Below are 25,810 nucleotides of genomic sequence, written 5' to 3' on the forward strand. Positions count from 1 at the left end.
CGCGCCACGACGGTCGTTCGGTATGAATGGGGGCATGACGGTGATGGCGGAGGCGGAAGGCGACCTGTTCGCCCAGGAGTTGCGGCGCTGGCGGACGCGCCGTCGTTTCAGCCAGCTCGATCTGGCGATCAGGGCCGACACGACGCAGCGCCATCTGAGTTTCCTGGAGCGGGGACGCTCACGCCCCGGGCGCGCCATGGTGGTGCGGCTCGCCGAGTCGCTCGGCCTGTCGCTGCGTGAACGCAACGAACTGCTGGTCGCGGCGGGTTACGCGCCCGTCTACGCCGAGTCGGGTTTCGACTCCCCCGGGCTCGGCCCGGTGCGTGAGGCGCTTGAGCGGATTCTGGACGGGCACATGCCGTACCCGGCGGTCGTGGTCCGACCGTACGGTGAGCTGGTGGCCGCCAACCCGGCGTTCAGCATGATCACCGAGGGGGCCGCGCCGGCGCTGCTTGAGCCTCCGGTCAACGTGCTGCGGGTGGCCCTGCATCCGGAGGGGACGGCCCGCCGGGTGGAGAACCTGGCCGAGTGGGGCCGTCACATCACCGGCAGCCTGCGCGAGGAGACACGGCGGAGTCCTGATCCGCGGCTGGTGGAGCTCATCGCCGAGCTGGACTCGTATCTGCCGGAGCCGGGGCCGCCGGCCGGGCATCTCGGTTTCGCCGTGCCGCTGCGGTTGCGGCTGCCGGAGGGCGAGCTCCGGCTGATCACCACGCTGACGTCGTTCGCGACCGCCGTCGACGTCACCTTGTCGGAGTTGCGGCTGGAGGCGTTCCTGCCCGCGGATGCCGCCACGGCGGAGATCCTCGGCCGGCGGGCGTCGTCGCGGCACGGCCGGTGATATCCGGGTATCGGCGCGGCGGGTCAGTTGTGCCGGCTGTCGGGGATGGGATGCCTGCGGTAGTCGCCGGGAGGCATTCCGATGACTCTCTTGAAGGCGACGCTGAGGGCGCTTTCTGATCCGTATCCCACGGAGTGGGCGATGGAGGCGAGGGTTTCGCGGCCTTCCCGAAGCTGGCGGGCCGCGAGCTCGATGCGCCACCGCGTGAGGTATTCCAGTGGTCCCTGGCCGACCGTGGCCTTGAAGCGGGCGGCCAGGGTGGACCTGGAGACCGCGGCGGCGTTCGCCAGTTCGGCCACGGTCCACGAGTGCGCCGGATCGCGGTGCAGGGAGGTCAGCGCCGCGGCGATCACGGGATCTGCGAGGCCGGCGAGCCACCCCGACACCGCGTGCGGCTCGCGCGTGAGGTGCAGACGCAGCACATGGATGAGCATGACGACGGCGAGGTGCTCCGCCACCAGGGTGGAGGCCATCGGCCGATGGGCCAGCTCCCGGTCGATCGAGGTCAGCGCCCATCGGACCGTCTCCGCGTGCCGGGTGGCCGCCGGCACGTGGACGACCGGGGGCAGCCGGTCGAGCAGCAGCTCCTGGGCGCGGGTCCCGAACGAGAAGCCGCCGCCGATGAAGAACACGTCGTCGCCCTCGCCCACCCTGGCGAGGCCGCCCTCCGCGTTAGCGAAGACGGGGCCGGCGTCGACGGGGACGGCGTCCAGGTCGCTGCGGAGCGTGAAGGCGCGCCGGCGTGTGAGCAGGTAGCAGTCGCCCTCGGCGAGTTCGATCGGCTCGTCGACGCCGTCGACCTGCAGCAGGCAGGCGCCGCGCCGCACGGCGTTGAACTTCACCACGTTGGGTGCGTCGAACCGCAGGGCCCAGCGTCCTCCCGCCACCACACCCACGGACAGATAGCTGCGCGTCTCCAGCAGGGTCAGCACATCCTCAAGCGGGTCCACGACCACCCCACCGGCTTGGACGATTGCGAAAGAAGCTTGGAGTCTGAATCATAGTGCGTCCAGTCCGTCGGTCGTAGCGTGACCGTATGACAACGAACCCCCAGGGCGGGCACGCGCGAGCCGACTGCCCCCTCCTGACCACTCCCTTTCACTCCCACGCCCGCGCGGGCGAGGTGATCGACGGTGTCGATCTCACCGGCCGGCGTGCCGTGGTCACCGGCGGCGCCTCGGGCATCGGCACCGAGACCGTCCGGGCCCTGGCCGCCGCCGGCGCGGAGGTCACGATCGCCACGCGCAGCCCGCGGTCGGCCGCGGCGCTCGTCCGGGAGCTGGCCGCCGCCGGCGGCGCGGGCCGGGTGCGGGTTGAGGCCCTCGACCTGTCCGTTCCGGCCTCGGTCCGCGCCTTCGCGGGGGCATGGCGCGGGCCCCTCGACATCCTCGTCGCGAACGCCGGGATCATGGCCCTTCCCACGCGGACCCTCACGCCGGGTGGCTGGGAGATGCAGCTCGCCACCAACTACCTCGGCCACTTCGCTCTGGCGTCCGGCCTGCACGCCGCCCTACGGGACGCCGGTTCGGCCCGCATCGTGGTCGTCAGCTCCGGGGCCCACCTGGGCGCGCCGTTCGACTTCGAGGATCCTCACTTCGAGCGGCGGCCGTACGATCCCTGGGTGGCGTACGGGCAGTCCAAGTCGGCCGACGTCCTGTTCGCGGTGGGCGCCCGACGCTGGGCGGCAGACGGGATCACGGCCAACGCGGTCAACCCGGGCTACATCCTCACCCGCCTGCAGCGGTACCTCGACGACGACGCCATGCGGGCGTTCGGCGTGATGGACAGCGAGGGAAACGTGAAGCCGCTGCCGTACTACAAGACTCCCGAGCAGGGGGCCGCCACCTCGGTCCTGCTGGCCGCCTCGCCTCTTCTGAAGGGCGTCACCGGCCGCTACTTCGAGGACAACCAGGAGGCGCGGACCATCCGGGGCGACGAGGACCGGCTTGCCGGCATGGCGTGCGTGGCCGCCCACGCGCTCGACCCGCAGGCGGCGGACCGGCTCTGGGACTACGGCACCGAGGCGTTCCGCACCGCCTGAGCGTCGCGGGGATCGATATTCGGTGGATCCGCGTGCCGCGTCGTTGGCACAGTAAGCGCCATGGTCGCACCCGCCGCCCCTTTCGTTCCCGGCCTTGAGCTCGCGGGGATCCTGTACGAGGAGGCGGTGATGCCGATCCTCGGCGCCGCCTACCCGGGGCTCCGGTACGCGGCCGCCCGGGTCGGCGCGGGGTCGGAGGTCCTCGGGTTCGACACCGCGCGCTCGGCCGACCACGACTGGGGGCCTCGCCTGGAGCTGTTCCTCACCGCCGGGGATGTGGCACGCCACGGCGGGCCGATCCGCGAGCTCCTCGCGCACCGGTTGCCGAAGCGGGTGCGCGGGTGGCCGACCAACTTCCGCCGCCGCAGCGGCGATCCGCGCGATCCGGTCGGCCACATGGAGCCGACCGACGGCCCGGTCGACCACCGGGTCCGGGTGTGGGACGTGGAGTCGTGGCTCGTCGCGCACCTGGGCCCCCGTGCGGCGGCCTGGGGCGATGCCGGACCGGCGATCGGCGACTGGCTGGCGCTGCCGCAGCAGAAGCTGGCCGAGGTGACCGGCGGGGCGGTGTTCCGCGACGATCGGGGCGATCTTTCCGCGGTCAGGCGGCGGCTCGCGTGGTATCCCGAGCAGGTCTGGCGCTACCTGATGGTCTGCCAGTGGCAGCGGATCTCCCAGGAGGAGGCGTTCGTCGGCCGCTGCGCGGAGACCGGGGACGACCTGGGCTCGGCCGTGGTGGCCGCGCGTCTGGTCCGCGACCTGATGCGGTTGTGCCTGCTGATGGAGCGGCGCTTCGCGCCGTACGGCAAGTGGCTCGGCAGCGCCTTCGCGCGGCTGGGGACGGCCGGACGGCTGGCGCCGTCGCTGCGCGGCGCCCTTGCCGCGACCGGCTACCCCGAGCGGGAACGGCACCTGTGCGACGCGTACGAGATCGTGGGCCGGGCGCACAACGCTCTCGGGCTCACCGAGCCGGTGGACCCGGGCCGGCGGCCCTACCACGGCCGGCCGTTCCTGGTCGTGCACGCCGAACGGTTCGCCCGGGCCCTGCTGGAGACGGTCACCGATGCGCGGTTGCGTGCGCTGCCCCTGACCGGAGGCGTGGACCAGTGGGCCGACAGCACCGACCTGCTGGGCCGGCAGGAGGTCGTCCGCGCGGCCGTGGACGCGATCGTCTGATCCGGTCTTCCGGCTCGTTTTTCGGCCCGGCGTCAGCGGAGCCGGAGCCTGCGGCGCAGCAGCAGCCCGGCCCAGGCGGCGAGCGTGGGCGAATCCCCGCCAGGAAAACCGGGTGGCGGGCAGTCAGTGGGCGACGGTGACCACGATCTTGCCGATCTGGGCGTTCGACTCCAGATGGTGGTGGGCCTCGACGATGTCGCCCAGGTCGAAGGTGCGGTCGACGACGGGGCGGAAGGCGCCCGAGCGCAGGCCGGAGGTCACGAACGCGACCGCGCGGCGCAGCCGCTCGGGCTGCCTGGCCGTCTCCCGGATCGTGTAGGTGCGCATGTTCAGCGGGGGCATGCCGAGTTCGAAGCCCGGATAGGGTGTCTCCTTTCCGCTGAGGGCGCCGTACAGCATCAGCGTGCCGCCTGGGGCGACCACGGAGGCGAGTTCGCGAACGCCGGGGCCGGCGACGGCGTCGAAGACGAGCTCCGCGCCCCGGCCGCCGGTGGCCGCGAGGATCCGGCCGGTCACGTCCTCCGAGTCGCTGACGATCACCTCCGCGGCGCCCGCGGCCAGTAGCGCCTGCTTCTTGGCGGCGGTGCGGGTGACGGCGATCGGCCGGGCGCCGATCCGCCCGGCGACGGCGATGGCGGCCAGGCCCACGCTGCTGGACGCCGCGTTGAGCACGACCGTGTCCCCCGGGCGTATCCCGCCGACCTCGGCCAGTCCGCCGTAGGCCGTGATGTACGCCATCCACACCGCGGCGCCCTCGACCGCGCCGAGCCCTTCCGGCGCGGGGACCAGGGCGGCGGCCGGTACGATCGCCCGCTCCGCGTACACGCCGTAATCGTTCTGCGAGAACATCGGCACGACGCCCACCGCGTCTCCCGGCCGGAAGCCGGTCACGTCGTCGCCGGCCGCTTCGACGACTCCGGCCGCCTCGTTGCCGAGCCGGGCCGGGAACCTCTTCACCGGTTCGATGTAGCGCCCGGTCCGGAACAGCACCTCGGCCCGGTTCAGGCCGATCGCGTCGACGCGGAGCCGGACCTCGCCGGGCCCCGGTTCGCCCACCTCCGCATCCTCCAGCCGCATCACCTCGGGCCCGCCGAGTTCGTGGAACAACACCGTCTTGGCCGTCATCTCGTCCTCCCCTACGACAGGTGGTGGTTCACCCAAACACGAAAGTACGACGACGGTCAAACTTTGATGGTTGTCGTACGATGGGGGCATGGACGCCGGCCGCAACCCCCACCATCCGGATGTGCGCGCGATCGACCTGCAGCGCGTCCTGGAAGCCCTGGTCGACCCGGTGCGGCGGAGCATCCTCGCCCAGTTGAGCGACGCTCCCGCGGACATCGCCTGCGGGGGGTTCGACCTGCCCGTGAGCAAGTCCACGGCCACGCACCACTTCCGCGTCCTGCGCGAGGCCGGCCTGATCCGGCAGTACTACGCGGGCACGTCGCGGATGAACGCCCTGCGGCGCGACGAGTTCGAGGCGGTCTTCCCCGGCCTGTTCGACGCCGTGGTCATCGCCGGGCGCGTCCCCCAGGGGTGATCTCCGCTGGACTGGTCAGCGGCGGACGCCGATCACCACCGTGGCGTCCAGTTCCCGTGAGGCGGCCACCCGCGGGATGAGCCCTCCGCCGGCCATCGCCTCGGCGGCCGGCGCGGCCTGACCCTCGCTGGTCTCCACGAACAGCCGGCCACCCAGCGCCAGCCACTGCGGTGCCTGTGCCGCCAGGCGTCGCACCACGTCGAGACCGTCCGCGCCGCCGTCGAGCGCCACCCGGGGCTCGTGGACGCGCGCCTCCGGCGGCAGCAGCCTGATCGCGTCCGTGGGGACGTACGGCGGGCTGGCGATCGCGATGTCGACGCGGCCGCGCAGGTCGTCCGGCAGCGCGGCGAACAGGTCGCCCTCGTGGACCCGCCCGCCCAGGGCGGCGAGGTTGCGGCGGGCGCAGCGCACCGCCACCGGGTCGACGTCGACGGCGTGCAGGTCGGCGGTGCCCTCCCATTCCTCCGCGAGCGCGCCGAGAAACGCCGCGCCGAGGGCGCCCGACCCGCAGCAGATGTCCGCGACGGCGAGCCGCCGCCCGGCGGGCGTCCCGCCGGCGAATCGTACGGCCTGACGGATGAGGAACTCGGTGCGGGGGCGAGGTACGAAAACCCCGGGTTCGACCGAAATGCGCAGGCCACAGAAGTCGGCCCAGCCGAGGACGTGTTCGAGGGGCGAGCCGCCCGCCCGCCGGGCGGCCATCGCGGCGAGGTCGCCGGGGGTGGGCGCGGCGGAGATCAGCAGCCGCGCCTCGTCTTCGGCGAAGACGCACCCGGCGGCGCGGAGCCGGGCGGCGACGTCGGCGTGGACGGCGGAATCGATCGCGGTGCGGGGCGCGGAGGAAGGGGAGGACGAAGGGGAGACAGCCGTCATGGGAGAGCCTTTCACGATGCCCGTGGGCGCTCCCCTGCCCGTGTCTAACGCGTGTGACGCGCCGGGCGGACCGTTCGGTCGCGAGGTGGGAGCACCCGTCCTGCCGATGCGGTGATGGGTCCCACCTCCTTCGGTCGCTGCCGGTCCTGGAGTCCGTAACGCTATCAGAGCCGATCGCGGCGCTTCGGGAGGGAGCCCGGTCCCGGCTGTCACGCCGTCGGGGTTTGCCTAACCGGAACGCAGTTCCGTATAGTTCCGGAAAGGCGTTCCGCTTAGCTTCAGGCTACGGCATCCCATGAGCGCCCTTCCTCCACCACGACTTCGGGAGAAACCACATGCGGTACCGCACCCTCGGCCGGACCGGCATCAAGGTCAGCCCCTACGCGCTCGGCGCGATGATGTTCGGGGGCATCGGCAACCCCGACCACGACGACTGCGCCCGCATCATCCACAAGGCGCTGGACGCGGGCATCAACGTCGTCGACACCGCCGACGTCTACTCCCACGGCGAGTCGGAGGAGATCGTCGGCAAGGCCCTGGAGGGCCGGCGGGACGACGTCGTCCTCGCGACCAAGCTGAGTCTGCCGATGGGGGACGATCCCAACCGGCGGGGCGCCTCCCGGCGCTGGATCATGACGGCGGTCGAGGACTCGCTGCGCCGCCTGCGCACCGACCACATCGACCTCTACCAGGTCCACCGGCCCGATCCCGCGACCGACGTCGAGGAGACGCTCTCCGCGCTGTCCGACCTGGTCCACAGCGGCAAGGTCCGCGCGATCGGGTCGTCGGCGATGCCCGCGTCCGGCATCGTCGAAGCCCAGTGGGCGGCCGAGCGGCGCGGCCTGGAACGCTTCCGCGCCGAGCAGCCGCAGTACTCGATCCTCAACCGCGGTGTCGAGGCCGAGGTGCTGCCCGTCGCCCTGCGCCACGGGATGGGCACGCTGGTGTGGAGCCCCCTCGCGAAGGGAATGCTCACCGGCCGCATCCGCAGGGACCGCAAGACCGACCTGCGCCGCGCGGCCCTGTTCAGGAACTTCTCCGACGAGCACCGGCTCGACGCCGTCGAGCGGCTCGTTCCGCTGGCCGAAGAGGCGGGCCTGCCGATGACGCACCTCGCGATGGCGTTCGCGGTCGCCCATCCCGGCGTGACCTGCGCGATCATCGGGCCGCGCACGATGGAGCAGCTCGACGACCTGCTCGCCGGCGCCGGCGTCACCCTCACCGACGAGATCCTCGACCGGATCGACGCGATCGTCCCGCCCGGCACCGACGTCGGCGCGCCCGACCAGTCCGCCTACGTGCCCCCCGCCCTCCACGAGCTGGACCTTCGCCGCCGGCCCGCCGGCGACCGCGCCGCCGCCTGACCCCCACACCACGAAAGGACCTCTCATGACGCACAGGCAGCACCCCATCGGGACCGGGTTCACCGCGGCCTCGACCGCCGCCGACGTCCTCGCGGGCGTCGACCTGACCGGTGTGAACGTCGTCGTCACCGGCGGACACTCCGGGCTCGGCCTGGAGGCCACCCGGGCGCTCGCCGTCGCCGGCGCCTCGGTCACCGTGGGCTCGCGTGACCCGGACCGCGCCGCGGCCGCGCTGGCCGGGATCGAACGTGCCGAGGCCGATCGGCTGGACCTGCTCGACCCGGCGTCGATCGACGCCTTCGCGGACCGCTACGCCGGCTCGGGCCGTCCGCTTCACATCCTGATCAACAACGCCGCCCTGCCGGCCCCCGAGACGCGGGTGCTCGACGCACGCGGCTACGAGGCGCAGTTCGCGACCAACCATCTCGGTCACTTCCAGCTGACTGTGGGTCTGCTGCCCGCGCTGCGCGCCGCCCACGGCGCCCGGGTCGTGAACGTGTCGTCCGGAGCGCAGCGGATCTCCGGCATTCGCTGGGACGACCTTCACTTCACCACCGGCTACGACGGTCAGCTCGCCTACGCCCAGTCGAAGACCGCCAACGTGCTTTTCGCCGTCGAGCTGGACCGCCGATGGGCCGAGGACGGCATCCGCGGCTACGCCGTACACCCGGGAGTCGTCGTCGGCACGACGCTGAACGGCTCGGCGGGCGAGGAGGGGTTGCGGGCCATGGGGCTGATCGACGAGTCCGGCCGCCCGATCATCGATCCCGGCAGCGGCAGGAAGACCCCGCAGCAGGGGGCCGCCACCATCGTGTTCGCGGCGACCAGCCCGCTGCTCGCCGAGATCGGCGGCGTCTACCTCAAGGACAACGACATCTCTCCGCTGAACGACGACCCGGCTCCCGCCGTCCTCGGCCCCGATCTGGACATCCCCGCTGAAATCGCCCCGCACGCCATCGACCCGGGGTCCGCCCGGCGGCTATGGGAGCTGAGCGAGGAACTCGTCAAGGTCTGATCTCGCGTCAGGCGTCAGTCCGCGGGGATCGTGAACGGCGTGGCGGAGACCACGGCCGCGACCGGGACGGGGCCGTAGACGTGCGGGAACGCCTCGGTCATCCCCTCGGGCACCTCGAACCTGACCGGGCAGCCCAGCCGCGTCTCGTCGATCTCCAGCAGCACCAGGGGATCGGCGACGTCGCGGTAGAAGCGGCCGGCCACGCCGCGGGCCTGCTCCAGATCGGCGGAGGCGTGAATGAACCCCTCCTCCTCCAGGCTCCGGCCCAGCGTCGACACGCGGTATTCGCCCGCCGCGCGGGCCTCGGCCCAGTCGCGGGCCAGTGTGAGGTGATAGATCATGGCGCGACCTTACGGGGTGGGCCGATCGCGGCCAGCGCCCGGGCCACGACCTCGCGCGCCCGTTCCCGGGCCTGCGGCCGGGCCTCCACGACGTCCTCCAGCCACAGACCCGACAGCAGCGTGGTGACGAACCGCACCTGCGGGTCGCCGTCGGGATAGCCGGCGCGGCGCAGGACGCCGGCGACGATGGTGGCGCACCCGTCGGTCCAGGCGCGGGCGATGCTCTGCAGCGCCTGGTCGCGTCCCGCCTGCAGATACAGCTCCCACAGGCCGAGCTGCCGGGGCCGGTCGAAGGCGTACGCCTCGGCCAGGGTGTCGGCGAGCCGGCCGGGGGCCGCCTCCGCAAGGCAGGCGCGCATCTGGGCCAGCTCCCGGCTCACCAGCAGCGCGAACGCCTGGGCCAGCAGGTCGTCGCGGCAGGAGAAGTAGTACGAGGTGGCGGCCAGGGGGAGGGCGGCCCGCTGGGCGACGGCGCGATGGGTGACCGCGGCGAAGCCGCCCTCGCCCATCAGTTCCACCGCGGCGTCGAGCAGCGCCTCCCGGCGGCGTACGGCCCGCTGCTGGGGCCGCCGGCCCGAGACGCCCCGCTCCCGCACCGCGGTTCTGCCGTCAGCCTGCACGCCTCGTTCCCCTGCTCATCCGTCGATCCGTCAGCCGTCGCCGTTGGGACGCCCGCCGCCCGCACGCGGAGGGCGTCGTGCGGACCACCTTGGAGCCGTACCGGCCCGGCGTCAAACGATCACATCGCGGCCGTCGTCAGTGCGCGCCCGCGATGTTGAGGACGACCACGCCACAGATGATCAGTGCGATCCCGGCGGCCTTTGTAAGGTTCATGGCCTCCCCGAGATACATCGTCCCGATCACCGCGATCGCCGCCGTCCCGGTGCCCGCCCACACCGCGTAGGCCACGCCCACGGGCATCTTCAGCTTGAGCGCCCAGGCCAGCAGGACGAAGGAGGCGAGGTATCCCACCGCGACGACGACCGACCAGCCGGGGCGGCTGAGCCCGTCGCTCAGCTTGAGGGCGGACGTGGCCAGGACCTCCGAGGCGATCGCGGCGACGAGCAGGACCCATGCCATGGAAAACCCCCTGAAGCTGAACGCGCGTACCACTTTATCCCACGCCGGTGACCTGGGCGTTCCCTTGGAATGCTTGGCGTGGGGGTCGAATGCGTGTTCTACTGAACTTCATGCGTCGCGACGCCTCCTCCGCCTCGGGAGCCGGCACTCCGGCACGGCATCCGGTGCAGCAGTCGCTGCTCGACCAGAGCCCCAGCCGCCCGCGGATCGAACGGCAGGCGGTCACCCGGACGTTCGACGGCGTGACCTGCTACGAGGTGCCGGCTCGGACCGCGGTCGAGGCGGTGCCCGCGGCGGCCGGGCTGCCCTACCGGTGGGCGGCGAGTCCCTACCGCGGCTGCGCGGCCGGCTGCCGCCACTGCGCCGCCCGGCGTGGCCACCGTTATCTCGGTCTCGATCCCGTCAGCGACTTCGCGACCCGGATCGTCGTGAAGACCACGCTCGCCGACCGGCTGCGCCGGGAGCTCGCCTCGCCGCGCTGGGCCGGCGACCCCGTCGTCCTGGGGCTGACCGGGGACTGCTACCAGCCGGCCGAGGAGACCTACCGGCTGATGCCGGCGATCGTGCGGGCGTTCGCGGACGCCGGCAACCCCTTCACCGTGCTCACCAGGAGCCCGCTCGTGCTGCGCGACCTCGACCTGTTGCGCGAGGCCGCGAAGGTGACGCAGGTAGGCGCCCTGGTACCGGTGGGGTTCGTCGACGATCGGATCCGCCGGGCCGTCGAGCCCGCCGCGGCGTCCCCGCAGCGGCGGCTGGAGATCTGCGCCGCGCTCAACGACGCCGGCATCTCCTGTGGCGTGCTGATGGCGCCGATACTGCCGCTGATCACCGACTCGGGCGACCACCTGCGGGCGACCGTGCGGCGGGCCGCCGAGGCGGGGGCGGTGAGCGTCACGCCCGCCGTGCTTCGCCTGCCCGCCGGGGCCCGGGAGTCCTACCTCGCGTGGCTCGAGCGCGAGCACCCCGGTCTGGTGCCGCGCTACCAGACGCTGTACGGCAACGGGCAGCTGGCCGAGGAGGGATACCGGGGGCGGATCGCCGCCCAGGTGGCCACCCTCTGTGAGACGTACGGGATCGGCCGTTCCGCCCGGCGGTGGCGCCGCAGGCGCTCCCCGGACCGGCAGCTCGCCCTGGTGTGACCCCTTCGCCGTCCCCCGGTGCGAGCCGGACCGGCCGGCGGGAAAATCAGTCGATGACGGCGGCATCGCACCGCTAGCGTGCGTTTGTGCCCGTGTTCAGCGACATCGATATCGACAGGTTCGTCCGAGACGGGTTCCTCAAGCTGGAGGAGGCGTTCCCCCGCGAGACCGGCGACCGGATCAGAGACCTGCTCTGGGAGCAGATCGGCCTGTCCCCCGACCGGCCCGTCGTCTGGGCGGCCGACCACACCGGGCAGGGGCCGTTCGGCGAGGCCATCGGCAGCCCGCGCCTGGCCGAGGCGTTCGACCAGCTCGCGGGGGCGGGAGGCTGGGTGCCGCGCGGCACCGTCGGCATGGCGCCGATCCGGTTTCCCAGTGAGGACGACTCGGGCGACACCGGGTGGCACATCGACCAGAACGACCCCGGGCCGGGCGGCGCCTGGGGTGTCGTCACGGCCCACCCCCGCACGATGCTCCTGCTGCTCCTCTACTCCGAGGTCGGGCCGGGCGACGCTCCGACCCGCATCCGGGTCGGGTCGCATCTGGACGCCGCCCGCGTGCTCGAACCCTATGGTGAGGCGGGGGTGGAGTTCTTCGCGTCGGGACCGCTGCTGGACGAGGCGAGCGCCCACCGTCCCGTCGCCTACGCGACCGGGCTCCCGGGCGACGCCTACCTGTGCCACCCGTTCCTGATCCACGCCGCGCAGCGGCATCGGGGTTCCCGGCCGCGTTTCATGTCGCAAATGCCGGTCTTCCTGTCCCGGCCGCTCCGGCCGGACAACCCGGCGCCGCTGGGCCGCGCGCTGCGGGCCGCACCCGCGGGGTGACCCGGCCGCCCGGCGCGGGGCGCGCGGGCGGCGAGACCGTCAGGCCCCGGCGGGCCCCGGAAGGGTTCCGGGGCCGTTCCCTGCGACGGCGTCGTCACGGGGGACGCTGGGGTGGACGGCCACCACCAGGCGGTGCTCACGCCCGCCCTCGGCCGTCTCGTCGTGATATTTGGACACGAGCGCGGTGATCGCCGCGGTGAGCTCCTCGGCGAACGCGGCCCGGGTGGCCGCCGAGGCGAAGCACACCTGGCCGTCGATCGCGAACGTGGCCACCTTCTTGCGGGCCCGTTCGGCTCCCGTGATGAGCGCGCCCACGTCCCTGACCAGCTGCGCCGCCACGGCCAGCAGCCAGCGCGCCGACAGCCGGTCGGGCGAGTTCGCCGGATTCGGCGCGACGGCCGCCAGCGCCACCGGGGAGATCACGAACGATGAGGCCGCCGCCCGCATCACCCGCTCGGTGACGTTGCCCTTCCGGCGTTCCTCCACCAGTTCCACCAGGCCGTGGCGCTCCAGCGCCCGCAGGTGGTAGTTCACCTTCTGCCGCGGCAGGCCCACCTTGGCCGCGAGCATCGTCGCGGACCCAGGCTCCGCCAGCTCCGCGAGCAACCGCGCCCGAACCGGGTCAAGCGACACCTCGGCCGCCGCCGGATCCTCGATCACCGCCACGTCTACCATGTGCCCAGCATGCCTCCGACAATTAATATTGTCAATGCCAATTCACTTGTCGGAATCGAGGCGTCCGATGCCGGAGGAGGCGTTCAGGGAGGATCTCATTCTGTCAGGGACGGTGAGCGCCCGGTTGGCCGGGCTCCAGGAGGTGGCGATAACGTGGGCGCCATGTTTCACCGCAAGCCGATCGAGGAGCGCATCGCCGAGCGGGTGGCCAAGCGCCCGCCCCTCAAAGAGGGCAAGCACTTCGAGCACCGGCCCGCGCTCATCGTGTTCTGCGTGGTCCTCGCGGTGGTGGTGTTGAAGATCGTCGGCGCGTTCGCGCTCATGAAGTGGGGCCTCAAATAGCGGGGGGCCGTGACGCCGCCCAGGCACGACACCGCGCAACGGCCGCAGCAGGGCTCGCTTCGTGGCCGGGCGGCGGATCCGTCCGCGGCCCGGCCACGCGCGCTCAGCTCTCCAGCGCGCTGCCCTTCTTCCACTGCTTGAACGGCAGCTGCCAAAAACCCCAGCCGTTGTTCCACTCCAGGATGCGGGTGGTCCCGACGATCTTCACGACGTCGCCCCGGTGGAAGTGGTCGTAGAACCACTTCGCCTGGTCGGGACGCGCGTTCACGCAGCCGTGACTGACGTTGGCGCGTCCCTGCGAGCCGACCGACCACGGCGCGCTGTGGACGTACTCGCCGCTGTTGGAGATGCGCACGGCGTGGTTGACGATCTCCTTGTAGTAGCCGGGATCGCCCTCCTTCTTCCCGGGCGAGATCATCGTGACGGGATTACCGCGTTCCATGGTCAGGTGAATGCCGGTGGTGGTGGTGTACTCGCGGGTGGTCGCCATTCCCGCGCTGATCCTCATCGTCTGCACGGTCTTGCCGTCGCGCTTCACGACCATCATGTGGGTCTTGGTGTTGACCGTGCTCAGCCAGGCGGCGCCGACGTTGATCGTGGTCGAGTGGTCTTCGGTGCCGTACATGTCGCGCCCGCCGTGGACGCCCTCCAGGTGGGCGAGGAACTGCACCTTCTGGTGCGCCGGCCAGTACTTGGAGGTGCGGTAGATGACCAGCTTGTCGTTGATCCAGCGCCAGGCGCCGGACACCGGCTTCTCGGCCTTGATCTCCAGCGCCTGCTCCACGGCGGCCTTGTCGGAGACCGGCTGGTTGAACGTCACCATGATCGGCATCCCGACCCCGACGGTCTCCCCCTTGACGCCGGGCGTCACGTCCGCGACCTTGAGCGGGATCTTCGGAGTCAGCGTGCTGAAGGCACTGGAGACCGTCGCGGGACCGCCCGGGCCGCTGGCCTCGGCCGACACGGTGTATTTGCTGGAGGGCTTCAGCGGGTTCTTCGAGGTCCACTTGGTGTGCTCGGAGTTGAACTCGCCCTCGAGCTGCTCGCCGTCCGCCTCGACCGTGACCTGGCTCAGGGAGCCGCCCGCGGCGGTCACGACAACGGTCTTGTCCGGCCGCACCTTGGCGCTGTCCTTGGCGGGGCTGATCTTGATGACCGGCGCGGGTGTCGCGGGTTTCCCCTCCCCGGCGCCGCCGTTCCCCGTGGTCCCCGATGGGCCGGACCCGCCGGAGCATGCCGACAGCGCCGCGGCCATGACCACGGCGAGTCCAGCGATCGGCATTCTCGAACGAGTGTCAGTCCTCAGCACAGCCTCTCCCCCATGGGCGCAAAGGGCACCGTATGACTTTATTCGGGCTTGTCTCTTGTTTGTGCCATTTCACCAGGAGTTCCATCACGTTTCGGTTGCCCCGCGCTGTGATCCACCTAGGTTCACGGTAAAGTGCTCGTCAAATTCGATCAAGTCGACTGGTCGGAACGCCGGCGGGCGCGCGATGCCGCACCGCGACAAGCGAGATCATTCGGTTCGGATCGTGACGAAGTGCATATGATCGCGGCATGCGACTCAGCCTGGCGGCGATCGTGGTCGACGACTACGACACGGCCATCGACTTCTTCGTCCGCGCCCTCGGCTTCGAGCTGGTGGAGGACTCCCCGGCCGTGACCCACGACGGCCGCCCCAAACGGTGGGTCGTCGTACGCCCGCCGGGCGCCGAGACCGGCCTCCTGCTCGCCCGCGCGGACGGCGAGCGCCAGCGCGCCGTCATCGGCGAGCAGGTGGCCGGCCGGGTCGGGTTCTTCCTGGAGACCGGCGACTTCGACGCGGCCTACGAGCGCATGCGGACGGCGGGCGTCACGTTCCTGTCCGAGCCGCGCACCGAGCCGTACGGACGGGTGGCCGTGTTCCTCGACGTGGCCGGCAACCGCTGGGACCTGCTCGGCCCGGCGTGACCCCATCCGCCCGGGGACGCGTCACGGGAGGATATGCCGGGCCTGTTCACGCGGTGCGCAGCCGGTGGGTCAGGCCGGTGTGCCGCCGGCCGGCTCCCCGCGTCCGCACGGCCTGGGCGAGCGCCCGCCGCGACCCGACGATGACGACGAGCTTCTTGGCCCGGGTGATCGCGGTGTAGAGCAGGTTGCGCTGCAGCATCATCCAGGCGCTGGTCGCCAGGGGGATCACCACGGCGGGATACTCGCTGCCCTGGGAGCGGTGGATGCTGACGGCGTAGGCGTGGGCCAGCTCGTCGAGCTCGTCGAAGGAGTAGTCGACGTTCTCGTCCTCGTCGGTCAGCACGGTGAGCTTGCTGTCCTCCGGGGTGATGCCGGTGACCACCCCCACCGTGCCGTTGAAGACCCCGGCCGCGCCCTTGTCGTAGTTGTTGCGCAGCTGGGTCACCTTGTCGCCGACGCGGAACACCCGGCCGCCGTACCGGCGCTCGGGCATGCCCTCCCGGGCCGGGGTCAGGGCCTCCTGCAGCGCCGTGTTCAGCGCCCCCGCACCCGCCGCCCCGCGATGCATCGGGGCGAGGACCTGCACGTCACGCCGGGGGTTGAGGCCGAATTTGGCCGGGATGCGCCGGGCGACCACGTCGACCGTCAGCGCGGCGATCTCCTCCGGCTCCTCGCACGGGAAGAGGAAGAAGTCCGGGAAGTCGCGCACCAGCGGCGGCTGCCCGGTGTTGACGCGGTGAGCGTTGACGACGACGCCGGACTCCTGTGCCTGGCGGAAGATCTGGGTCAGCCGCACCCGGGGGATCGACGGCGCGGCCAGCAGATCGCGCAGCACCTCCCCCGCGCCGACGGACGGGAGCTGGTCGACATCTCCCACGAAGAGCAGGTGCGCGCCGGGCGCGACCGCCTTGGCGAGCTTGTTGGCCAGCAGCAGATCGAGCATGGACGCCTCGTCGACCACGACGAGGTCGGCGTCGAGCGGGTTGTCGCGGTCGAACGTGGCGTCGCCGCCGGGCCGCAGCTGCAGCAGCCGGTGAACGGTCGTCGCCTCGTGGCCGGTCAGCTCCGACAGCCGCTTGGCCGCCCGGCCGGTGGGGGCGGCGAGGATGACCTTGGCCTTCTTCGCCCGCGCCAGCGTCACGACCGAGCGGACGGTGAAGCTCTTGCCACAGCCGGGGCCGCCGGTCAGCACGGCGACCTTCTCGGTGAGCGCGAGCCGTACGGCCTCGGCCTGCTCGGGGGCCAGTTCCGCGCCGGTCCGCCCGTGCAGCCAGTCGAGAGCGGCGGGCCAGTCGACGGAGGTGAAGGCGCCGAGCCGGTCGTGGCCGGCCGCGAGCAGCCCGCGCAGCGTTCCCGCGAGGGACAGCTCGGCCCGGTGGAACGGCACCAGATAGATCGCGGGCACCGTGTTCTCGCCGTTCTCCCCCGCCGGGATCTCCTCGCGGACCACGCCCTCCTCGGCGATCAGCTCGTCCAGGCAGGCGGCGGTCAGGTCGGGCGGCACGTCGAGGATCTTGACGGCGTCGGTGACGAGGTTGGGCGCGGGCAGGAAGCAGTGGCCGTCGTCGGCGGCCTGCGACAGGGTGTAGCGCAGGCCGGCCTTGACCCGCTGCGGGCTGTCGTGCGGGATGCCGACGGCCTGCGCGATGGTGTCGGCCGTCTTGAACCCGATGCCCCACACGTCGTCGGCCAGCCGGTACGGCTCGGTCTTGACCACGTCGATCGAGGTGTCCCCGTACTCCTTGAAGATCCGCACGGCGATGGACGTGGACACGCCCATCCCCTGCAGGAAGATCATCACCTCTTTGATGATCTTCTGTTCCTCCCAGGCCTCGCCGATCATCCGGGTCCGCTTGGGACCGAGGCCGGGCACCTCGACCAGCCGTTTCGGTTCCTCCTCGATGACCCGGAGCGTGTCGGTGCCGAAGTGGCCGACGATGCGCTCGGCCATCTTGGGCCCGATGCCCTTGATGAGCCCCGACCCCAGGTAGCGCTGGATGCCCTGAACCGTGGCCGGCAGGACCGTGGTGTAGGACCACACCTCGAACTGCCTGCCGTACCGGGGATGGGAGCCCCACCGGCCGGTCAGCCGCAGCGACTCGCCCACCTGCGCCCCGAGTAGCGGCCCGACGACCGTGAGCAGGTCGGTGCCCGAGCGCTCGGTGGCGACCCGCGCGATCGTGTAACCGGTCTCCTCGCTGGCGTAGGTGATCCGCTCCAGGACGCAGTCGAGCTGAACGCCCGGGGGCCTGCCGCCGGGACCGCCGGAAGTGCCGGGAGCGCCGGGAGGAGTGGTCATGCACGGCATTGTGCCGCAGCGGCGGAAGCACACGGGCCCGCACGGACCCCGGCGAGCATGTGAACCGTGGCCGTCCGCGTGAACGGCGTGGTCCCGGGCGCTAGCCTGGACCGGACCGTGATCGGAGGAGCTGCGGATGGTTCTGGAGACTACGGCGCGGGCGCTGCTGCGCAGGGTGGCCGTCGAGCAGGCGTATTCACGCGTGCCGTCGCTGGTCGCGGCGCTCGTCCGGGACGGGCGGACGGTCTGGTTCGGCGGGCGGGGCCGGGTGGACGGCGAGCCGCCCACCGAGCGGACGCAGTACCGCATCGGCTCCATCACCAAGACGTTCGTCGCGGTCATGGTGATGCGCCTGCGCGACGAGGGCCTGCTGGACCTGCTCGACCCGCTGGGCAAGCACCTGCCGGACGTGCCGGTGCCGGACGTGACGATCGCGCAGGTGCTGTCCCACACCGGCGGCCTGACCGCCGAGGCCCCCGGCCCGTGGTGGGAGCGGACCCCCGGCGCCCCGGCGGCCGAGCTGATCGCCACGCTCGGGGCCGAGTCGGCCCGGCACCGCCCGGGCCGCCGCTACCACTACTCCAACGTCGGCTTCGCCCTGCTCGGCGAGCTGGTGGCGCGCAGGCGCGCGGCCCCGTGGGACCGGGCGGTGCGCGAGGAGATCCTCGAACCCCTGGGCATGGGCGACACGACCCCCCGGCCCCGGCCGCCGCACGCCGACGGGTACGCCGTTCATCCCTGGGCCGACATCCTGCTGCCCGAGCCGGAGAACGACCACGGGGGCATGGCCCCCGCCGGGCAGCTGTGGTCGACCGCCGCCGATCTCGCCCGCTGGGCGGCCTTCCTCGGCGGAGACACCGGAGACGTCCTGAGACCGGAGACGGTCGCGGAGATGCGCGAGCCGGCCGCGGTGGAGGACGGGGACACGTGGAGTCGCGGGTACGGCCTCGGGCTGCAACTCGCCCGCCATCACGGGCCCGGCGGCCCGCGCAGGCTCGCCGGTCACACCGGTTCGATGCCGGGATTCCTCGCCACCGTGTGGACCGACCCCGCTGACGGCGTGGCCGTGCTCTGGATGGCGAACACCACCTCCGGGGTGCGGGGCGGCCTCGACACCGATCTGCTGGACATCCTCGCCGAGCACGAGCCGCCGCTGCCGGCCGAGTGGTCGCCCCGGCCCGTCGACGAGGACGTCCTCGCCCTGACCGGTCCCTGGTACTGGGGGCCCGCGCCGTACATGCTGCGCGCCCTGCCCCGGCGGGGCCTGTCGCTGACCCCGGTGAACGGGCAGGGGCGGACCTCCCGCTTCGCCGCCCAGGCCGACGGCACCTGGCTGGGCCTGGACGGCTACTACGCGGGCGAGACCCTCCAGGTGGTCCGCACCCCCGGCGGGGTGCATCTCGACGTGAACACCTTCGTGTTCACCCGCGAGCCGTACGACGCCGATGTGCCTGTGCCCGGCGGGGTGGACCCGCAGGGCTGGCGCTGACAGGCCGTACGACCCCGGCAGGGGGCCGTACGGCCTGTCACGCCGCTCACATGGTGGACAGGGCGACGGTCGGCGAAAGCCGGGCGGCCCGCATGGCCGGATAGAGCCCGGCCAGCGTGCCGATCACCAGGGTCGCCCCGACCGCGCCGGCGAAGGCCCAGGCGGGCACGACCGGGGGCCAGCCGCGTGAGGTGGCGTAGCCCGCGGTGGCCAGACCGCCGAGCACGGCGCCGGCGACGCCGCCCAGCGCGGAAAGCAGCAGCGACTCGGCCAGGAACTGCAGGCGCACCTGTCCCCGGGTGGCCCCCAGCGAGCGGCGCAGGCCGATCTCCTTACGCCGTTCCAGGACCGAGATCACCATGGTGTTGGCCACTCCGACGCCGCCGACGAGCAGCGCGACCGCGCCGAGGCCGAGCAGCAGGTTGGTGAACGCGCCCGCCGCGGCGGCACGGGCGGCCAGCGCGTCGGACGGCCTGCTCACGGTGACCTGCTCGGGGTTCTCCGGGTTGACCGTGCGCGGCAGCACCGCCCGCACCCCCTCGACCGACTCGTCGGAGGACCGCTCGTAGATGGTCGTGGGGTGACCGTCGAAACCGAGGTATTTCTCGGCGGCCGGGAATCCCACGAGCGCCGAGCGTTCGATCTCCGGCGCGAGCGGCATGGATCCCAGGAGGCCCACGACCGTGAACCACCGGTTACCCAGCCACACCCGCACTCCCGTCCTGTCGATGCCGAGCCGCTCGGCGGCCACCGCGCCGAGGACGACCGCGGGCTGCCGTTCGATCGCCGCGTTGAGCCAGGTGCCCAGCCGGACGTCACCCTCCAGCGTGGTGATCAGGCCGGACGTCGCGGCCTGGACGGCGATGCCGCCGGTGACGGCCTCCGGGATGCGGTCGGTGCGCCGCACGGTCGTGTCGACGGAACCCGTCGCGGCGGCCGTGCGCACCGGGCCGATCCGCTGGACCATCGCCAGCGACTCCTCGGGCAGCTGCGCGCCCTCACCGAAGATCGTCTGGCCGGGCGCGACCGTCAGCAGGTTGGTGCCCAGCCGGTCGAGCTGACGCAGCAGTTGCTCCCTGGATGAGGTCGAGATGCCGATCACCGCGATCATGGTGGCGATGCCGATGGCGATGCCGAGCGCAGACAGGACCACCCGGGCCGGGCGGGTCCGCAGCCCCGCCGCGCCCACCCGCAGGACGTCGCCGGTGCCCAGCCGCGCGGGTCTGAGCCGCTCGCCCACGGCGGTCGCCGTCATCGTGCCTGTGCCCGTCACCGCGCACGCCCCGGCACGCTGGGCCCGTGCGCCGCGTCCGCCGGCGCGGCGCGCTGGTCGCGCGGCGCCTGGGTGGGCAACCCCGGCTCGGGGGGACGCCGCCCGCTGCCCGGCCCCTCGTCGGCCACGATCAGGCCGTCGCGGACCCGCACCCTGCGGGGGCACCAGGTGGCGATCGCCTCGTCGTGTGTGATGACCACCACGGTCGTGCCGGCGGCGTGCAGGTCGCGCAGGACGGCCAGGACCTCGGTGCCCGCCGCGGAGTCGAGGTTGCCGGTCGGCTCGTCGGCGAGCAGCAGCGGCGGGTCGCCCACCACGGCGCGGGCCACCGCCACCCGCTGCTGCTCGCCGCCCGACATCTCGTGGGGCCGGTGCTTCAGGCGGTGCCCGAGCCCCACCCGTTCCAGCGCGGCGGCGGCCCACTCCCGGCGGGCCCGCAGCGGACGCCCCGCGTACAGCAGGCCGTCGGCCACGTTGTCCAGCGCGCTCACCCCGGGAGCGAGATGAAACTGCTGGAAGACGAACCCCAGGCGGCGGGCCCGCAGCGCGGACAGCTCGCGGTCCGACAGCTCCGCCAGGTCGTGCCCGGCGATGAGCACCCTTCCGGTCGTCGGGCGGTCGAGCGTCCCGATGAGGTGGAGCATCGTCGACTTGCCCGACCCGGACGGGCCGGCGATCGCGACCAGCTCACCCGGCTCGATCTCCAGGTCGACGCCGCGCAGCGCGCGCACGCCGCCGTAGACCTTGGTCACCTCCCGCAACGCCACCACGTGGGGCGGGCCGGGACGGCCGTTCGGCTCGGTCATGACTTCGGCACCCCGACCTTCATGCCCTCCGCGAGACCCGCGCCGCTGATCTCGACCATGCCGCCCCCGAAGGCCCCGGTCTCGACCGGGACCACCCGCGTGGCCGCGCCCCCGGCGCCCCCGGCACCCCCGGCACCCCCGGCACCCTCGACCACCTCGACGCCGAAGCCGCCCTCGCGCAGCGCGAGCAGCGCCTCCACCGGGACGGCCAGCACGTTCTTGCGCCGTTCGCTCACCAGTTCCACGTCGACCGGTGCCCGGTCCAGCCGGGTCTTCGGAGCCTTGGCGAGGGTGATGTCCACGTCGACCGTGGTGTCGCCGTCGTCCCCGCCCTGCTCGGACTGCTGCGCCTGGGCCACCGTGCCCACGGCGCTGATCTTGCCGGGCACCCGTTCCCCGCCGGGGAGCTCCACCGTGACCTTGGCGCCCTTCCTGGCGAGTTGCTGGTCTTCGGTGTCGAGGTCGACGTGCACCAGGCGGCGGACGCCGGTGACCGTCAGGGCGGGCTGCCCGGGGGCCGTCCGGCCGCCGAGCGTGACCTTCACGTCGGTCACCCGGGCCGCCGCGGGCAGGAACACCACCTGCGCGGCGTCCACCCGCCCGGTCTCCGGCAGCCCCACGTCGTCCTGCCATTCCCGTACGGCCTGGGCGGTGGCGTAGCTGAAGTGGTCGTCCACCGTCACCGAGTCGCCGTAGCCGAGCACCTTCAGGTTGCGTTCGAGCTGCTCGACGTCGGGTCCGTCGGTCACGCCCTCTCCCAGGGCCCGATACATGGGCAGCGACCCGTACATGAGCACGACCGGCTCGCGGTCCACCTTGAGCAGCGGGTGGCCGCGCCGGACGACGGCTCCCTCGGCCGGCACCGCGGTGACCGTGCCGGCGGCGCCGCTGATCACCTCTCGTTCTCCGGCGTAGGTGAGCGCCCCCGAGACGGTCTTGGTGTCCACGAGGTCCTGCCGCTTGATCGCGGCGGTCGCGGGCACCGTGGGCCGCTCGGGCGTCGCGGCCTGCGTGCCGGGCCCGGAGAAGGCGACGGCCGTCCCGGCCGCGGCCAGCGCGAGGACCCCCGCGCCGGTGAATATCACGCCCTTCCTCACGGTTTCCTCCCGGGCGCGTACTCCTTGCACGCCCCCTGCGCCTCTTTCATCTTCTGCTCGCCGTCCGGGCCCTTGAGCTTGATCCGGACGCCCTCGCCGGGTTTGGGGTCGGCCACGTCGACGCCGTGCTCGCGCATGCACTGGGCGAACTTGACGGCCTGGTCGTACGCCTGGGGGTCGAGCTTGCCGAGCTTGTCGCCGACGGCGTCCCGCATGAAGTGCTCGCACACCTTCATCGCGTCGTCGATCTTGCCGGTCTCGCCCTTGCGGCCCATGATGCGGACGTTTCCGTCGGGCCCCGGGTCCGGCATGTCCACGCCGTGCTCGCGCATGCACTGGGCGAACTTCAGCTGCGCCTCGTGCCGGTCCACCGGTGCCGAGGCCGTGCCCGAGGGGGCCGCGCTCGCGGCGGCGCCCCCGGCGTGGGCGATGCCGTCGTCGGCCGGGGCGCCTCCCGCGCAGCCGGCCAGGGCGAACGCGAGCGCCAGCGCCCCCAGGGGCGTCCCCAGCGGTATCCGCCGTGGTCGAAGACTCATGGTTGGTTTCCTCCTTGCCGCGGGCCGTCCGCCCGCGGTGAGCCCCAACTTCAGCGGAGAGGGTGCTAACGGCGGATAAGCGCGAGCGGCTTATCCGCTGCTAACACCCGGTACGCCACCCTCGGTGCGGGAGGTCGGGATGCGTGTGCTGATCGTCGAGGACGAGGATCAACTGGCCGACGCCCTCGCGCGGGGGTTGCGGCTGCATTCGATGGCGGTCGACGTCGCCTACGACGGGAGTGAGGCGCTGGAGCTGGTCTCCTACGTGGCCTACGACGTGATCGTGCTCGATCGCGACCTGCCGGAGGTGCACGGCGACGACGTCTGCCGTGAGCTGCGGTCGGGCGGCGGGGACGGCCGGATCCTCATGCTCACCGCGGCTGGGCGGGTCCGCGACCGGGTCGGCGGCCTGTCCCTGGGGGCGGACGACTACCTGGTCAAGCCCTTCGCCTTTCCCGAGTTGGTCGCCCGCGTCCGCGCGCTGGCACGCCGCTCGCCCCGCACTGCGCCGCCTGTTCTGCGTCGTGCCGGGATCACGCTCGACCCCGCCCGCCGCACCGTCACCCGGGACGGGCGGGCGGTCGCCCTCGGCCGCAGGGAGTTCGACGTGCTGCGTACGCTGCTCGACGCGGACGGCGGCCTGGTCACCTCCGCCGAGCTGCGCGCGAAGGTGTGGGACGAGCACGCCGCCACGGGGACCGGCCTGCTGCGCGTCACCATCGCCGCGCTGCGCCGCAAGCTCGGCGATCCGCCCGTCGTCGACAACGTGCCCGGCCTGGGATACCGGCTGTGACGCCGCCGGCTGTTTCCCCGAAGGGGAGGACGCGCGTCGGGCGGCGCCTGCCGTGGCACCGGCTCGGCCTGCGCATGCGCCTGACCCTGCTCTACGGCGGATTGTTCTTCGTCGCCGGGTCGGTGCTGCTGTGGTTCACCTACCTGCTGACCGCCCGGGGGCTCAACCAGCGTTTCGTGCTGGCGTACGGGAAGGTGACGACGGTGGATCCCCCGCCCGCCAAGGTGCCGATGCCGGTGCCCGACAACGTGCTGGCGCAGCGGCTCAAGTCCGACATGCGTCAGGGGGCGAGCGACGTGCTGAGCGAGATGCTCCGGTCGTCGCTGCTGGTGATGATCCTGGTCGGGCTGGTGGCCGTGGTGCTCGGCTATCTCGTGGCGGATCGGGCGCTGCGGCCCCTGGACCGGGTGACCGAGACGGCCCAGCGCCTGTCGGAGAGCACCCTGCACGAGCGGATCGCGCTGAGCGGCCCCGACGACGAGGTCAAGCGACTGGCCGACACCTTCGACGCGATGCTGGACCGGCTGCACCGGGTGTTCGACGCGCAGCGCCGGTTCATCGCCAACGCCTCACACGAGTTGCGGACGCCTTTGGCGATCAACCGTACGGTCCTGGAGGTGTCGCTGGAGGAGCCCGCGGCGTCGGAGGACCTCAAGGCGCTGGCCCGCGCGCTGCTCGGCACGAACTCCCGGTACGAGCGGCTGATCGAGGGACTGCTGCTGCTGGCCCAGTCGGAGCAGGAACTGACCGTCCGCAAGGCGGTCGACCTGGAGCACGTGGTGCGCACCGCGGCCGAACAGCTCGATCTCCAGCCGCGCCGGCGGACGGTGACCGTCCACCGGGACCTGCGGCCCGTGATCGTGACGGGTGATCCGCTGTTCCTGGAGCGCTGCCTGTTCAACCTCCTGGAGAACGCGGCCACCTACAACGTCCGCGACGGCGAGGTGTGGGTGAGCCTGCGGGAGGAGGGCGAGCACGGCGTCGTCGTGGTGGAGAACACCGGTCCGCCCGTGCCCCCGTACGACGTGGACGACCTGTTCGAGCCGTTCCGCCGGCAGCAGGGCGACCGGGTGCGCTCCGCCCGCGGCGCCGGGCTGGGTCTGTCGATCGTCCGCGCCATCGCCGACGCTCATCGCGGCACCGTCACGGCCGTGGCCCGGCCCAAGGGCGGTCTGATCGTCACCCTCCGCCTGCCCAAATGATCGGCGGCCCCGGCCCGCGCGGATCCGATAGGCTATATAGCCCTATATGCGATCTTTGTCGGGTAAAACTTGACTTGGCGATACTTGACCGGTTTGTGCATGCAGATTACGTTTTATCCAACTCAGGGCATACCTGACCATTTCTTGGTCAAGGGTGCCCGCCTTGGGACCGATGCGGCGCCTCCTCCGGGAGGCCCGCCCGGCCGCCGAGTCCGCGTCCGCGCGGAGCCGGGGATCCACCTCTCCTTGGGGTGAATCGGCACTTGTGCCGTAGGGCCACTTCCAGCCCGAACCCGTCAGCTAACCCGGTAGGCGGCATGGAAGTAAGGGAGTAGACCCCAGCATGCACGCCCTGAACACCTTTACCCGCGCTCTCGCGCTCGCGGCCGTCCTGACCGCCGGCGGGATGGCGGCCTCGCCCATGGCGGCACACGCGGACGCCGTTCCGGCGGCCCCCGTCGCGCGCGCCGCCGCCGTCGCCGAACAACCCCTCGCCGAGGTCGCGGCCACCCTGCCCAGGGTCAGCCCGGCCGACGTGCTCCGCCTGGCCGCCAGCCAGAAGGGCATCACCGAGAACGCCCAGGGGGGCGGCACGAAGTTCCAGGCGTGGTACATGTCCACGCCGCGGGCGCGGGAGACCGTCGCGCGTGACGGGGGTTCCATCTCCGAGTACGCCAACGCCGCCTGGTGCGACATGTTCGTCTCCTGGGTGGGCAACAAGCTCGGCATCCAGCCCGTCATGGGCTGGGACTCCTACACCGTCGAGCACGCCCGCTGGTTCGAGCAGAACAACCGTTTCGGCACCGTGCCCAAGCCCGGCGCTGTGGTGTTCTTCGCCTGGGACGGCGGTAAGTCGATCGACGACATCGAGCACGTCGGCTTCGTTGTCAAGGACAACGGCAACGGCACGATCCAGACCATCGAGGGCAACAGCGACGGCGCCGTCCAGACCCGGACCAGGTCGACGGCCTACGTCGCTGGGTACGGCTACCCGTACTACACCGCTCCCTGACGCCCCCATCCGCGAGGGACGCGGCCGGATCTCCCCCGGGGCCGCCCTGCCTCGCACACGGCGAGAGCGCGCACCTTCGCGGTGCGCGCTCTCGCGTTC

The 25,810-nt window shown here is 72.3% G+C and carries 27 protein-coding genes and 1 riboswitch; of the genes, 14 read left to right on the plus strand and 13 right to left on the minus strand.

Going from position 1 to position 25,810, the window contains the following annotated elements; genetic code table 11:
* Nucleotides 1–34 precede the first annotated feature (34 nt).
* Nucleotides 35–841: a helix-turn-helix domain-containing protein gene (locus tag JOL79_RS29570; protein ID WP_210159205.1), complete on the plus strand. Its 807-nt coding sequence runs from the start codon at nt 35–37 to the stop codon at nt 839–841.
* A 23-nt stretch (nt 842–864) separates the two neighbouring features.
* Here JOL79_RS29570 and JOL79_RS35680 read toward each other — a convergent pair whose 3' ends face one another.
* The gene (locus JOL79_RS35680; protein WP_210159206.1) at nt 865–1,791 is read right to left on the minus strand and encodes an AraC family transcriptional regulator; all 927 of its coding nucleotides are present in this window, start codon (nt 1,789–1,791) and stop codon (nt 865–867) included.
* A gap of 86 nt (nt 1,792–1,877) precedes the next feature.
* Here JOL79_RS35680 and JOL79_RS29580 point away from each other — a divergent pair, with 86 nt between their 5' ends.
* Together JOL79_RS29580 and JOL79_RS29585 are read left to right on the plus strand one after the other, a co-directional pair.
* Entirely contained in the window at nt 1,878–2,882 is a 1,005-nt protein-coding gene (locus JOL79_RS29580; protein ID WP_210159207.1) for an SDR family NAD(P)-dependent oxidoreductase, read from the plus strand.
* Nucleotides 2,883–2,942: 60 nt separating this feature from the next.
* Entirely contained in the window at nt 2,943–4,058 is a 1,116-nt protein-coding gene (locus JOL79_RS29585) for a DUF4037 domain-containing protein (protein ID WP_210159208.1), read from the plus strand.
* Nucleotides 4,059–4,181: 123 nt separating this feature from the next.
* On the opposite strand, the gene JOL79_RS29590 is transcribed toward JOL79_RS29585, so the two are convergent.
* A complete protein-coding gene (locus tag JOL79_RS29590) occupies nt 4,182–5,183 on the minus strand; it encodes a zinc-dependent alcohol dehydrogenase family protein (RefSeq protein ID WP_210159209.1) in 1,002 nt (333 codons plus the stop codon).
* Nucleotides 5,184–5,271: 88 nt separating this feature from the next.
* Here JOL79_RS29590 and JOL79_RS29595 point away from each other — a divergent pair, with 88 nt between their 5' ends.
* Entirely contained in the window at nt 5,272–5,598 is a 327-nt protein-coding gene (locus tag JOL79_RS29595) for an ArsR/SmtB family transcription factor (protein ID WP_210159210.1), read from the plus strand.
* A gap of 15 nt (nt 5,599–5,613) precedes the next feature.
* Here JOL79_RS29595 and JOL79_RS29600 read toward each other — a convergent pair whose 3' ends face one another.
* Entirely contained in the window at nt 5,614–6,471 is an 858-nt protein-coding gene (locus JOL79_RS29600; protein ID WP_210159211.1) for a putative protein N(5)-glutamine methyltransferase, read from the minus strand.
* Between the two features lie 335 nt (nt 6,472–6,806).
* On the opposite strand from JOL79_RS29600, the gene JOL79_RS29605 reads away from it, so the two are divergent.
* Nucleotides 6,807–7,835, plus strand: coding sequence for an aldo/keto reductase (locus JOL79_RS29605; RefSeq protein WP_210159212.1), 1,029 nt, complete (start codon nt 6,807–6,809; stop codon nt 7,833–7,835).
* Nucleotides 7,836–7,860: 25 nt separating this feature from the next.
* Entirely contained in the window at nt 7,861–8,850 is a 990-nt protein-coding gene (locus tag JOL79_RS29610; RefSeq protein ID WP_210159213.1) for an SDR family NAD(P)-dependent oxidoreductase, read from the plus strand.
* Nucleotides 8,851–8,864: 14 nt separating this feature from the next.
* Here JOL79_RS29610 and JOL79_RS29615 read toward each other — a convergent pair whose 3' ends face one another.
* The 3 genes from JOL79_RS29615 to JOL79_RS29625 form a co-directional block, all read right to left on the minus strand.
* Complete coding sequence (locus tag JOL79_RS29615) at nt 8,865–9,191, minus strand: DUF952 domain-containing protein (protein WP_210159214.1); 327 nt, start codon at nt 9,189–9,191, stop codon at nt 8,865–8,867.
* Nucleotides 9,188–9,811, minus strand: coding sequence for a TetR/AcrR family transcriptional regulator (locus JOL79_RS29620; protein WP_210159215.1), 624 nt, complete (start codon nt 9,809–9,811; stop codon nt 9,188–9,190). The genes JOL79_RS29615 and JOL79_RS29620 overlap by 4 nt, the downstream gene beginning before the upstream one ends.
* Before the next feature lie 136 nt (nt 9,812–9,947).
* A complete protein-coding gene (locus JOL79_RS29625; RefSeq protein WP_210159216.1) occupies nt 9,948–10,271 on the minus strand; it encodes a DMT family transporter in 324 nt (107 codons plus the stop codon).
* Between the two features lie 89 nt (nt 10,272–10,360).
* Between JOL79_RS29625 and JOL79_RS29630 the strand changes: the two genes are divergently transcribed.
* On the plus strand, nt 10,361–11,410 hold the full coding sequence (locus JOL79_RS29630; RefSeq protein ID WP_230985718.1) for a radical SAM protein: 1,050 nt from the start codon (nt 10,361–10,363) through the stop codon (nt 11,408–11,410).
* A gap of 86 nt (nt 11,411–11,496) precedes the next feature.
* Entirely contained in the window at nt 11,497–12,237 is a 741-nt protein-coding gene (locus JOL79_RS29635) for a phytanoyl-CoA dioxygenase family protein (protein WP_210159217.1), read from the plus strand.
* A 39-nt stretch (nt 12,238–12,276) separates the two neighbouring features.
* On the opposite strand, the gene JOL79_RS29640 is transcribed toward JOL79_RS29635, so the two are convergent.
* A complete protein-coding gene (locus tag JOL79_RS29640; protein ID WP_210159218.1) occupies nt 12,277–12,912 on the minus strand; it encodes an ArsR/SmtB family transcription factor in 636 nt (211 codons plus the stop codon).
* 162 nt (nt 12,913–13,074) lie between these two features.
* Here JOL79_RS29640 and JOL79_RS29645 point away from each other — a divergent pair, with 162 nt between their 5' ends.
* Nucleotides 13,075–13,254 (plus strand): hypothetical protein, encoded by a 180-nt coding sequence (locus JOL79_RS29645; RefSeq protein WP_210159289.1) that lies wholly within the window; start codon nt 13,075–13,077, stop codon nt 13,252–13,254.
* A gap of 103 nt (nt 13,255–13,357) precedes the next feature.
* Here JOL79_RS29645 and JOL79_RS29650 read toward each other — a convergent pair whose 3' ends face one another.
* Nucleotides 13,358–14,536: a L,D-transpeptidase gene (locus JOL79_RS29650; RefSeq protein ID WP_210159219.1), complete on the minus strand. Its 1,179-nt coding sequence runs from the start codon at nt 14,534–14,536 to the stop codon at nt 13,358–13,360.
* Between the two features lie 275 nt (nt 14,537–14,811).
* Here JOL79_RS29650 and JOL79_RS29655 point away from each other — a divergent pair, with 275 nt between their 5' ends.
* Nucleotides 14,812–15,204 carry a VOC family protein gene (locus tag JOL79_RS29655; RefSeq protein WP_210159220.1) on the plus strand — a complete coding sequence of 131 codons (393 nt, stop codon included), beginning with the start codon at nt 14,812–14,814 and terminating at the stop codon, nt 15,202–15,204.
* Between the two features lie 46 nt (nt 15,205–15,250).
* Here JOL79_RS29655 and recD2 read toward each other — a convergent pair whose 3' ends face one another.
* Nucleotides 15,251–17,503, minus strand: a complete 2,253-nt coding sequence (recD2, locus tag JOL79_RS29660) for an SF1B family DNA helicase RecD2 (RefSeq protein ID WP_210159221.1) — start codon at nt 17,501–17,503, stop codon at nt 15,251–15,253.
* Between the two features lie 136 nt (nt 17,504–17,639).
* Between recD2 and JOL79_RS29665 the strand changes: the two genes are divergently transcribed.
* Complete coding sequence (locus JOL79_RS29665) at nt 17,640–18,992, plus strand: serine hydrolase domain-containing protein (protein WP_210159222.1); 1,353 nt, start codon at nt 17,640–17,642, stop codon at nt 18,990–18,992.
* 46 nt (nt 18,993–19,038) lie between these two features.
* On the opposite strand, the gene JOL79_RS29670 is transcribed toward JOL79_RS29665, so the two are convergent.
* Genes JOL79_RS29670 through JOL79_RS29685 form a run of 4 tightly spaced genes read right to left on the minus strand, consistent with a single transcriptional unit; the run spans nt 19,039 to nt 22,704 of the window.
* On the minus strand, nt 19,039–20,247 hold the full coding sequence (locus tag JOL79_RS29670) for an ABC transporter permease (RefSeq protein WP_210159290.1): 1,209 nt from the start codon (nt 20,245–20,247) through the stop codon (nt 19,039–19,041).
* Nucleotides 20,248–20,261: 14 nt separating this feature from the next.
* On the minus strand, nt 20,262–21,071 hold the full coding sequence (locus JOL79_RS29675; RefSeq protein ID WP_210159223.1) for an ABC transporter ATP-binding protein: 810 nt from the start codon (nt 21,069–21,071) through the stop codon (nt 20,262–20,264).
* Nucleotides 21,068–22,168 (minus strand): peptidoglycan-binding protein, encoded by a 1,101-nt coding sequence (locus JOL79_RS29680; RefSeq protein ID WP_307848806.1) that lies wholly within the window; start codon nt 22,166–22,168, stop codon nt 21,068–21,070. Before JOL79_RS29680 ends, JOL79_RS29675 begins: the two co-directional genes overlap by 4 nt.
* Nucleotides 22,165–22,704 (minus strand): hypothetical protein, encoded by a 540-nt coding sequence (locus JOL79_RS29685; RefSeq protein WP_210159224.1) that lies wholly within the window; start codon nt 22,702–22,704, stop codon nt 22,165–22,167. Before JOL79_RS29685 ends, JOL79_RS29680 begins: the two co-directional genes overlap by 4 nt.
* A 139-nt stretch (nt 22,705–22,843) precedes the next feature.
* Between JOL79_RS29685 and JOL79_RS29690 the strand changes: the two genes are divergently transcribed.
* The 3 genes from JOL79_RS29690 (at nt 22,844) to JOL79_RS29700 (ending at nt 25,711) form a co-directional block, all read left to right on the plus strand.
* Complete coding sequence (locus tag JOL79_RS29690) at nt 22,844–23,497, plus strand: response regulator transcription factor (RefSeq protein ID WP_210159225.1); 654 nt, start codon at nt 22,844–22,846, stop codon at nt 23,495–23,497.
* On the plus strand, nt 23,494–24,699 hold the full coding sequence (locus JOL79_RS29695; RefSeq protein ID WP_210159299.1) for a sensor histidine kinase: 1,206 nt from the start codon (nt 23,494–23,496) through the stop codon (nt 24,697–24,699). Before JOL79_RS29690 ends, JOL79_RS29695 begins: the two co-directional genes overlap by 4 nt.
* A gap of 194 nt (nt 24,700–24,893) precedes the next feature.
* Nucleotides 24,894–25,028: riboswitch (cyclic di-AMP (ydaO/yuaA leader) on the plus strand.
* A 14-nt stretch (nt 25,029–25,042) separates the two neighbouring features.
* Nucleotides 25,043–25,711 carry a CHAP domain-containing protein gene (locus tag JOL79_RS29700; RefSeq protein WP_210159226.1) on the plus strand — a complete coding sequence of 223 codons (669 nt, stop codon included), beginning with the start codon at nt 25,043–25,045 and terminating at the stop codon, nt 25,709–25,711.
* The last annotated feature ends 99 nt before the right edge of the window (nt 25,712–25,810 follow it).

It is taken from the genome of Microbispora oryzae (assembly GCF_017896165.1).
Classification (GTDB): Bacteria; Actinomycetota; Actinomycetes; order Streptosporangiales; family Streptosporangiaceae; genus Microbispora; species Microbispora oryzae.

Excerpts from the sequence above, each read along its gene's own strand:
- JOL79_RS29595 (WP_210159210.1), top strand. The coding sequence starts at position 5,272 with ATGGACGCCGGCCGCAACCCCCACCATCCGGATGTGCGCGCGATCGAC.
- recD2 (WP_210159221.1), bottom strand. The coding sequence starts at position 17,503 with ATGACCACTCCTCCCGGCGCTCCCGGCACTTCCGGCGGTCCCGGCGGC.
- JOL79_RS29685 (WP_210159224.1), bottom strand. The coding sequence starts at position 22,704 with ATGAGTCTTCGACCACGGCGGATACCGCTGGGGACGCCCCTGGGGGCG.
- JOL79_RS29580 (WP_210159207.1), top strand. The coding sequence starts at position 1,878 with ATGACAACGAACCCCCAGGGCGGGCACGCGCGAGCCGACTGCCCCCTC.
- JOL79_RS29585 (WP_210159208.1), top strand. The coding sequence starts at position 2,943 with ATGGTCGCACCCGCCGCCCCTTTCGTTCCCGGCCTTGAGCTCGCGGGG.
- JOL79_RS29675 (WP_210159223.1), bottom strand. The coding sequence starts at position 21,071 with ATGACCGAGCCGAACGGCCGTCCCGGCCCGCCCCACGTGGTGGCGTTG.
- JOL79_RS29700 (WP_210159226.1), top strand. The coding sequence starts at position 25,043 with ATGCACGCCCTGAACACCTTTACCCGCGCTCTCGCGCTCGCGGCCGTC.
- JOL79_RS29590 (WP_210159209.1), bottom strand. The coding sequence starts at position 5,183 with ATGACGGCCAAGACGGTGTTGTTCCACGAACTCGGCGGGCCCGAGGTG.
- JOL79_RS29640 (WP_210159218.1), bottom strand. The coding sequence starts at position 12,912 with ATGGTAGACGTGGCGGTGATCGAGGATCCGGCGGCGGCCGAGGTGTCG.
- JOL79_RS29665 (WP_210159222.1), top strand. The coding sequence starts at position 17,640 with ATGGTTCTGGAGACTACGGCGCGGGCGCTGCTGCGCAGGGTGGCCGTC.
- JOL79_RS29615 (WP_210159214.1), bottom strand. The coding sequence starts at position 9,191 with ATGATCTATCACCTCACACTGGCCCGCGACTGGGCCGAGGCCCGCGCG.
- JOL79_RS29690 (WP_210159225.1), top strand. The coding sequence starts at position 22,844 with ATGCGTGTGCTGATCGTCGAGGACGAGGATCAACTGGCCGACGCCCTC.
- JOL79_RS29670 (WP_210159290.1), bottom strand. The coding sequence starts at position 20,247 with ATGACGGCGACCGCCGTGGGCGAGCGGCTCAGACCCGCGCGGCTGGGC.
- JOL79_RS29630 (WP_230985718.1), top strand. The coding sequence starts at position 10,361 with ATGCGTGTTCTACTGAACTTCATGCGTCGCGACGCCTCCTCCGCCTCG.
- JOL79_RS29600 (WP_210159211.1), bottom strand. The coding sequence starts at position 6,471 with ATGACGGCTGTCTCCCCTTCGTCCTCCCCTTCCTCCGCGCCCCGCACC.
- JOL79_RS29605 (WP_210159212.1), top strand. The coding sequence starts at position 6,807 with ATGCGGTACCGCACCCTCGGCCGGACCGGCATCAAGGTCAGCCCCTAC.
- JOL79_RS29655 (WP_210159220.1), top strand. The coding sequence starts at position 14,812 with ATGCGACTCAGCCTGGCGGCGATCGTGGTCGACGACTACGACACGGCC.
- JOL79_RS29645 (WP_210159289.1), top strand. The coding sequence starts at position 13,075 with ATGTTTCACCGCAAGCCGATCGAGGAGCGCATCGCCGAGCGGGTGGCC.
- JOL79_RS29625 (WP_210159216.1), bottom strand. The coding sequence starts at position 10,271 with ATGGCATGGGTCCTGCTCGTCGCCGCGATCGCCTCGGAGGTCCTGGCC.
- JOL79_RS29610 (WP_210159213.1), top strand. The coding sequence starts at position 7,861 with ATGACGCACAGGCAGCACCCCATCGGGACCGGGTTCACCGCGGCCTCG.
- JOL79_RS29570 (WP_210159205.1), top strand. The coding sequence starts at position 35 with ATGACGGTGATGGCGGAGGCGGAAGGCGACCTGTTCGCCCAGGAGTTG.
- JOL79_RS29650 (WP_210159219.1), bottom strand. The coding sequence starts at position 14,536 with ATGCCGATCGCTGGACTCGCCGTGGTCATGGCCGCGGCGCTGTCGGCA.